Origin of the sequence: Curtobacterium sp. B18 (genome assembly GCF_000333375.1) — a bacterium.
GTDB lineage: Bacteria > Actinomycetota > Actinomycetes > Actinomycetales > Microbacteriaceae > Curtobacterium.
On sequence record NZ_BACZ01000244.1, the window covers coordinates 1 to 6,431 of the forward strand.

Here is a 6,431-nt window from a genome sequence, read left to right on the forward strand (position 1 = left end):
CGTGCGCCTCGGCTGGCTGTGATCCTCGGCACGATCCCGATCGGTGTCGCCGGGCTGCTGCTCAAGGACTCGATCGAGACCACCTTCCGGTCGCTCTGGATCGTCGCGATCGTGCTCATCGTCTTCGGCATCGTGCTGGGCGTCCTCGACGTCGTCGGCAAGAAGGTGCGACGCCTCGAGCACATGACCTTCGGCGGCGGGATCCTGATCGGCCTGGCGCAGATGCTCGCGCTCGTGCCGGGGGTGTCGCGCTCGGGGGCGACGGTGTCGATGGGGCTCGCGCTCGGCTACACCCGCCCGGCAGCCGCCCGGTTCGCGTTCCTGCTCGCCGTGCCCGCCGTGTTCCTCTCCGGGCTGTACGAGGCGGCGACGAGCCTCGGGGACACCGGAGCGCCCTTCGGCGTCGTCGACACGCTCATCGCGACCGTCGTCGCGTTCGTCGTCGGTTTCGTCGTCATCGCCGCGTTCATGAACTACATCAGCAAGCGCAGCTTCATGCCGTTCGTCGTCTACCGCATCGCACTCGGTATCGTTCTCATCGTGTTGTTGTCGCTCGGAGTGATCCAGCCGTGAGGGCCTGGCAGGTCCCGTCCGTCCCCGACGTCCCGGGCTCCGCGCCCCGCCCGGTCGTGCACGACACGGCGAGCGGCAAGCCCGTCGACCCGACCGGCGGCGAGGAGCGGGCGGCGCTCTACGTCTGCGGCATCACCCCGTACGACGCGACCCACCTCGGCCACGCCGCGACCTACCTGGCGTTCGACACGCTCGGACGCGTGTGGCGCGACGCCGGGCTCGAGGTCGAGTACGCCCAGAACACGACCGACGTCGACGACCCGCTCCTCGAACGCGCCGCCCGTGACGGTGTCGACTGGCGGGACCTCGCCGCGTCGCAGATCGACCTGTTCCGGCGTGACATGGAGGCGCTGCGCATCCTGCCGCCGGACGACTACGTGGCCGTCACCGACGAGGTCGAGCGCGTCGCAGCGGCCGTGGCGTTCCTGCAGGAGACCGGCTACGCCTACGACGTGCCGACCGACGACTCCGACGGCGACGACGTCTACTTCGACGTGAACCGTCCGACCGAGTCGTGGACCCTCGGCGACGAGAGCCGGCTCGACCGCGAGACGATGCTCGCCCTGTCGGCCGAGCGGGGCGGCGATCCCGACCGCCCGGGCAAGCGCGATCCGCTCGACCCGCTGCTCTGGCGTGCCGCCCGCGACGGCGAACCGAGCTGGGACACCGAGCTCGGCCCCGGTCGTCCGGGGTGGCACATCGAGTGCAGCGTGATCGCCGGCGACAAGCTCGGCCTGCCGATCAGCGTGCAGGGCGGCGGCAGCGACCTCGTCTTCCCGCACCACGAGATGAGCGCGGGCCACGCCGCGGCCCTCGCGCACCAGCCGTTGGCGCACGCGTACGTGCACACCGGGATGATCGCCTACCAGGGCGAGAAGATCTCGAAGTCGCTCGGCAACCTCGTGACCGTCCGCGGGCTGCTCGACGACGGCGCCGACCCCCGCGCGATCCGGCTCGCGCTGCTGTCGCACAAGTACTCGGACGACTGGGAGTGGTTCGACACCGAGCTCACGAGCGCGACGACGCGTCTGGCGACCTGGGACGCGTGGGCGGCCGGCAGCGATGCCGGACACGCCGACGACGCGGCCGACGTCGTCGCGCGCGTCCGGGCCCGTGTCGCGGACGACCTCGACACCCCGGGTGCCGTCGCGGCGGTGGACACCGCCATCGCGGGCGGGACGGCGGTCACGCCGGAGCTCGTCGACCTCGTCGACGCGCTCCTCGGCATCCGCCTGGGCTGACCCCGAGGCCGCAACAGCGGAATCGAGCGGGCAGGACGCGCCGCTCGGATTCGCCGAAAGGGCGGAACGGGCCGGATCCGCGTGCCGAGCGTGACGGACCGCGCCCGTTCGGTGTGCGGCCGCGCGCCCGGAACGTCCCCAACGGACGGACGGGAGGGACGGTGCCAGCTGGCACCGCGCCTCCCGTCCGTCCGTTGGTCGCGTCTACTGCGCGGGAGGCGGCGGGCGGAAGCCCTCGCCGCCGGCGGTACCGCCGTCCTTGCCGTCCTTGCGCTCGCGACGGCGCAGGTACTGCTCGAACTCCTGCGCGATGGCGTCGCCCGAGGCCTCGGGGGAGTCGACCGTGTCGCGCGCCTGCTCGAGCTGGCCGATGTAGGACGCCATGTCCTCGTCGTCGGCCGCGAGGGCGTCGATGCCCTCCTCCCACTCGGTGGCGTCGTCGAGCAGCGATCCCCGCGGGACGGTGACGTCGGTGAGCTCCTCGATCTTGTCGAGCAGCGACAGCGTGGCCTTCGGCGACGGCGAGTTGTGCACGTAGTGCGGCACCGAGGCCCAGAGCGACAGCGTGGTGAGCCCGGCGGTGTCCATGGCGTCGGCGAGGACGCCGAGGATGCCGGTCGGCCCCTCGTAGGACGAACGGTCGACGTCGAACGCGGCTCGGACGCCGGCGTTCTCGCTCGACACGAAGACCGAGATGGGCCGGGTGTGCGGGACGTCGGCGAGCATCGCACCGACGAAGACGACCGCGTCGATCGAGTAGACGTCGGCGAGGTCGATGATCTCGGCGCAGAAGCCGCGCCAGGTGCGCGAGGGCTCCGGGCCGACGAGCACGAACACGTCGCGCTCGGACGGGGAGCCGGTGGCGCCGATCACGGGCCGGCCCTCGGCGCCGGGGCCGTGCAGGACGATCCGCGGCCACTGGATGCCGCGCCCGCCGTTCTCGTCCGTGCCGACGTTCGGCCGGTTGAACTGGTAGTCGACGTACCGCTCGCCGTCGAGCTCACGCAGCTCGTCGAGCTCGAGCGACTCGACGATGCGCCTGGCGAGACCGCTCGCCGCTTCTCCGGCGTCGTTCCAGCCCTCGAAGGCGACGACGAGCAGTCGACCGTCGCTGAAGGGGGAGTGCTGTGGCACGGACGGGACCTCCTGGTGGTGGAGCGGGGCGAGCGCGGTGCGGGACCGCCCTCGGCCGGACACGAATCGCAGCAACAAGGATAGGGCCGCTCGACCGCAGTGCGTCCATGCGTCCGCGGTGAGCGGAAAGCGGGTCCGGCCGCCCCGGTAGACTCGTCGCCCGTGACCGCCCAGCACCCCGACCGAGTCCTGCCCGCAGCCGTGCTGTGGGACATGGACGGCACGATCATCGACACCGAGCCCATCTGGCAGCAGTCCCAGGTCGAGCTGACGGCGCGGTACGGCGCCGAGTGGACCCACGAGGACGGACTGTCCCTCGTCGGCAGCGGTCTCGAGCGCTCCGGCGAGCTCCTCCGCGACAAGGGCGTCGACATGGAGGTCGAGGAGATCATCCAGTGGATGACCGACTACGTCATGGAGCGACTGCGCGACGGCGAACTGCCGTGGCGACCGGGCGCCCGAGAACTCATCGAGGGGCTGCACGACCGCGGCATCCCGACCGCGCTCGTGACGATGTCCCGCCGCAAGATGGCGCTCGTCGCCGCCGAGGCGATCGGCGACCGCGGCTTCCGTGTGGTCGTCGCCGGTGACGACGTCGAGCGGCCGAAGCCGTACCCGGACGCCTACCTCTCCGCCGCGGCCCAGCTCGGCGTCGACGCCACCGCCTGCATCGCGATCGAGGACTCCGCCACCGGCGTCGCCTCGGCCGTGGCCTCCGGCGCGGTGACGGTCGCCGTCGAGCACATCGTGCCGCTGTCGGACATCACGGGCGGCGACGTCCACCTGACCACCCTCGCGGACGTCGACGTCGACCGGCTCGTCGAGCTGACCGGCCCGGCCCTCGCCGCCCGCACCCAGGAGGTCGCGCGATGACCGACGCCGTCCCGAACCCGACCGAACACCTCCCGCACACCGCCGGGGGAGCGCCGCACACCCCGCCGCGCGGACCCTTCCGCGCCGGTGACCGCGTGCAGCTGACCGGCCCCAAGGGCAAGCTCACGACCCTGTCGCTCGAGGTCGCCGGTGAGTACCACACGCACCGCGGCGTGCTCCGGCACGACGACGTCATCGGGCAGCCCGACGGCTCGGTGATCCGTGCGAGCACCGGCGACGAGTACCTGGCGCTCCGCCCGCTCCTCAACGACTACGTGATGTCGATGCCCCGCGGTGCGGCGATCGTCTACCCGAAGGACGCGGCCCAGATCGTCGCGTTCGCCGACGTCTTCCCCGGCGCCCGCGTGGTCGAGGCCGGTGTCGGCTCGGGGGCGCTCTCGCTCTTCCTGCTCCGGGCGATCGGCCCGACCGGGCAGCTGCGGTCGTTCGAGCGTCGCGAGGAGTTCGCGGCCATCGCCAGGGGCAACGTCGGCACCTTCCTCGGTGCCGTCCCGGACAACTGGTCGGTCACCGTCGGCGACCTCGTCGAGGAACTGCCGGGCGCCGTCGACGAGCAGAGTGTCGACCGGGTCGTCCTCGACATGCTCGCGCCGTGGGAGTGCGTCGACGCCGCGGCCGACGCCCTCGTCCCCGGGGGCCTCATCGTCTGCTACGTCGCGACCGTCACGCAGTTGTCCCGCACCGCCGAGGCGCTCCGGGACACCGGTCGGTTCACGGACCCCCAGTCGAGCGAGACGCTCGTGCGCACCTGGCACGTCGAGGGCCTCGCGGTCCGACCCGACCACCGCATGGTGGGGCACACCGGGTTCCTCGTGACGGCACGCCGGCTGGCGGACGGCGTCGTGCTCCCCAACCTGAAGCGTCGCGCAGGCAAGGCCGAGTTCTCCGACGAGGACGTCGAGGCCTGGACCCCCGGCGCGGTCGGCGAGCGGTCGGCCAGCGACAAGAAGCTCCGCAAGGTCGCGCGGCAGGCGGCGGCGCAGGCCCGCAAGGTCGCCGCTGCCGAGGCCGGCCCCGCGACGTCCGACGCGGACGGCCCTGCTGAGGACGACCGGTAGGCTACGCGTCGTGCCCGTCCTGCATCGAACGGAAAGAGGGTCCGTGCGCACCATCCCCGCACTCCTGGTCACCATCGGCCTCGCCGCAGCACTCACCGGGTGCGCGGCGAGCGGGGCCGGTTCCACGCCGTCGAGCTGTGCCGCTCCCGGCGCCGCGTCCGAGGCGGTCACCGCGACGGGTGCGTTCGGCAAGGAGCCGAAGGTCAGCGTCCCGAGCGGCCTCACCACGAAGGGCACGCAGGTCTCGGTCCTGAAGACGGGCGACGGACGCGAGATCGAGGACGGCACGCCGGTCCTCATCGAGTACACGCTCGTCGACGGTTCGACCGGCGAGGTCGCGCAGACCAGCGGGTACTCCGGCCAGACGGCCCCGATCACGGCCGGCGCCGACAACTACGGTGCCCTCGGCGCCTCGCTCGAGTGCGCCCACGTCGGGGACCGTCTCGCCGTCGCCCTGCCGAAGAGCGCGCTCAACTCGTCCACGACCGGCGACACCGGCACGACCTCCGGCAAGACCGAGGACGCCGTCATCGCGGTCATCGACGTCAAGCGCGCCTACGACGCCCGCGCCACCGGCACCCCGCAGCTCGCCGGCGACGGCATGCCCGCCGTCGTGCTCGCACCCTCCGGTGCCCCCGGCATCACGATCCCGTCGTGGAGCGCGCCGTCCTCGGACGAGACGCACCTGCTCCGCAAGGGCAGCGGCGCCGTGCTCACCGAGAAGGACACCGCCCTCATCAAGTACACCGCCGTGTCCTGGGGCACGGACGGCGCCGACTCGTCGGTCGCCGGTTCGAGCTGGACCGACGGGTCGGGCGCGCAGAGCGTCCCGCTCGCCAAGGGCCAGGTGCAGGAGGGCGTCCGGAACGCCATCGTCGGCCACCGCGTCGGCGACCAGGTCCTCGCGATCGTGCACCAGCAGGGACAGGCGTACGCGTACGTGATCGACGTCCTCGGGAAGGTCTCGGCCTGACCTTCCCGGACCGTCCACCGACCGCGGCGCGGGTGCACTCCGGTGCACCCGCGCTGCCGTAGGATCGGCTCGTGCCAGCGACCCGTGTGCCCCGAGTGCCTGCCGAGGAACGGCTCTTCAGCCTGGTGCTCGCGCTGCTCTCGACGGAGTCCGGGCTGACGAAGTCCGAGATCCTGGCGAACGTCCAGGGCTACCGGCAGCGGTTCACGACGGGCGGCGACAACGCCTCGCTCGAGCGACAGTTCGAGCGCGACAAGGACGACGTCCGCGAGCTCGGCATCCCGCTCGAGACGATCGAGACGCCCGGGGCGGCCGGCAACAACCAGACGCTCCGGTACCGGATACCGAAGGGCGAGTACGACCTGCCGGTCGACGTCCGCTTCGCGCCGGACGAGTCGGCGCTGCTGTCGCTCGCGGCGATGGCCTGGCGCGAGGGCGCGCTGTCCGCCGACTCCCGCCGTGGCCTCCTCAAGGTCCGCTCCGCCGGGTCCGAGGACGACGCAGTCGGTGCCATCGGCGTCGACGCGTACGCCCCCGCGGCTCCGCGCCCGCGACGTC

At 72.5% G+C, this 6,431-nt stretch carries 5 protein-coding genes and 2 pseudogenes; 6 read left to right on the forward strand and 1 reads right to left on the reverse strand.

The genetic code is table 11. The annotated features are described in order from the left end of the window. Positions 1-573: pseudogene (locus tag I5E_RS21315) on the forward strand (undecaprenyl-diphosphate phosphatase); the annotation flags it as partial. Next, positions 570-1,814, forward strand: a complete 1,245-nt coding sequence (mshC, locus tag I5E_RS06265; RefSeq protein WP_022906238.1) for a cysteine--1-D-myo-inosityl 2-amino-2-deoxy-alpha-D-glucopyranoside ligase — start codon at positions 570-572, stop codon at positions 1,812-1,814. The pseudogene I5E_RS21315 and the gene mshC, both read left to right, overlap by 4 nt. Positions 1,815-2,018: 204 nt before the next feature. Here the strand turns inward: mshC and I5E_RS06270 are convergent, their stop codons facing one another. Next, positions 2,019-2,948: a proteasome assembly chaperone family protein gene (locus I5E_RS06270; RefSeq protein ID WP_031261723.1), complete on the reverse strand. Its 930-nt coding sequence runs from the start codon at positions 2,946-2,948 to the stop codon at positions 2,019-2,021. A 162-nt stretch (positions 2,949-3,110) separates the two neighbouring features. Here I5E_RS06270 and I5E_RS06275 point away from each other — a divergent pair, with 162 nt between their 5' ends. The 4 genes and pseudogenes from I5E_RS06275 to I5E_RS06290 form a co-directional block, all read left to right on the forward strand. Further along, the gene (locus I5E_RS06275) at positions 3,111-3,821 is read left to right on the forward strand and encodes an HAD family hydrolase (RefSeq protein WP_022906240.1); all 711 of its coding nucleotides are present in this window, start codon (positions 3,111-3,113) and stop codon (positions 3,819-3,821) included. Further along, positions 3,818-4,900: a tRNA (adenine-N1)-methyltransferase gene (locus tag I5E_RS06280; RefSeq protein WP_022906241.1), complete on the forward strand. Its 1,083-nt coding sequence runs from the start codon at positions 3,818-3,820 to the stop codon at positions 4,898-4,900. The genes I5E_RS06275 and I5E_RS06280 overlap by 4 nt, the downstream gene beginning before the upstream one ends. Positions 4,901-4,943: 43 nt before the next feature. After that, the gene (locus I5E_RS06285) at positions 4,944-5,873 is read left to right on the forward strand and encodes a hypothetical protein (RefSeq protein WP_022906242.1); all 930 of its coding nucleotides are present in this window, start codon (positions 4,944-4,946) and stop codon (positions 5,871-5,873) included. 71 nt (positions 5,874-5,944) lie between these two features. Continuing rightward, positions 5,945-6,431: pseudogene (locus I5E_RS06290) on the forward strand (WYL domain-containing protein); the annotation flags it as partial.

Coding starts and splice junctions, on each gene's coding strand:
- I5E_RS06280 (WP_022906241.1), top strand. CDS start 3,818: ATGACCGACGCCGTCCCGAACCCGACCGAACACCTCCCGCACACCGCC.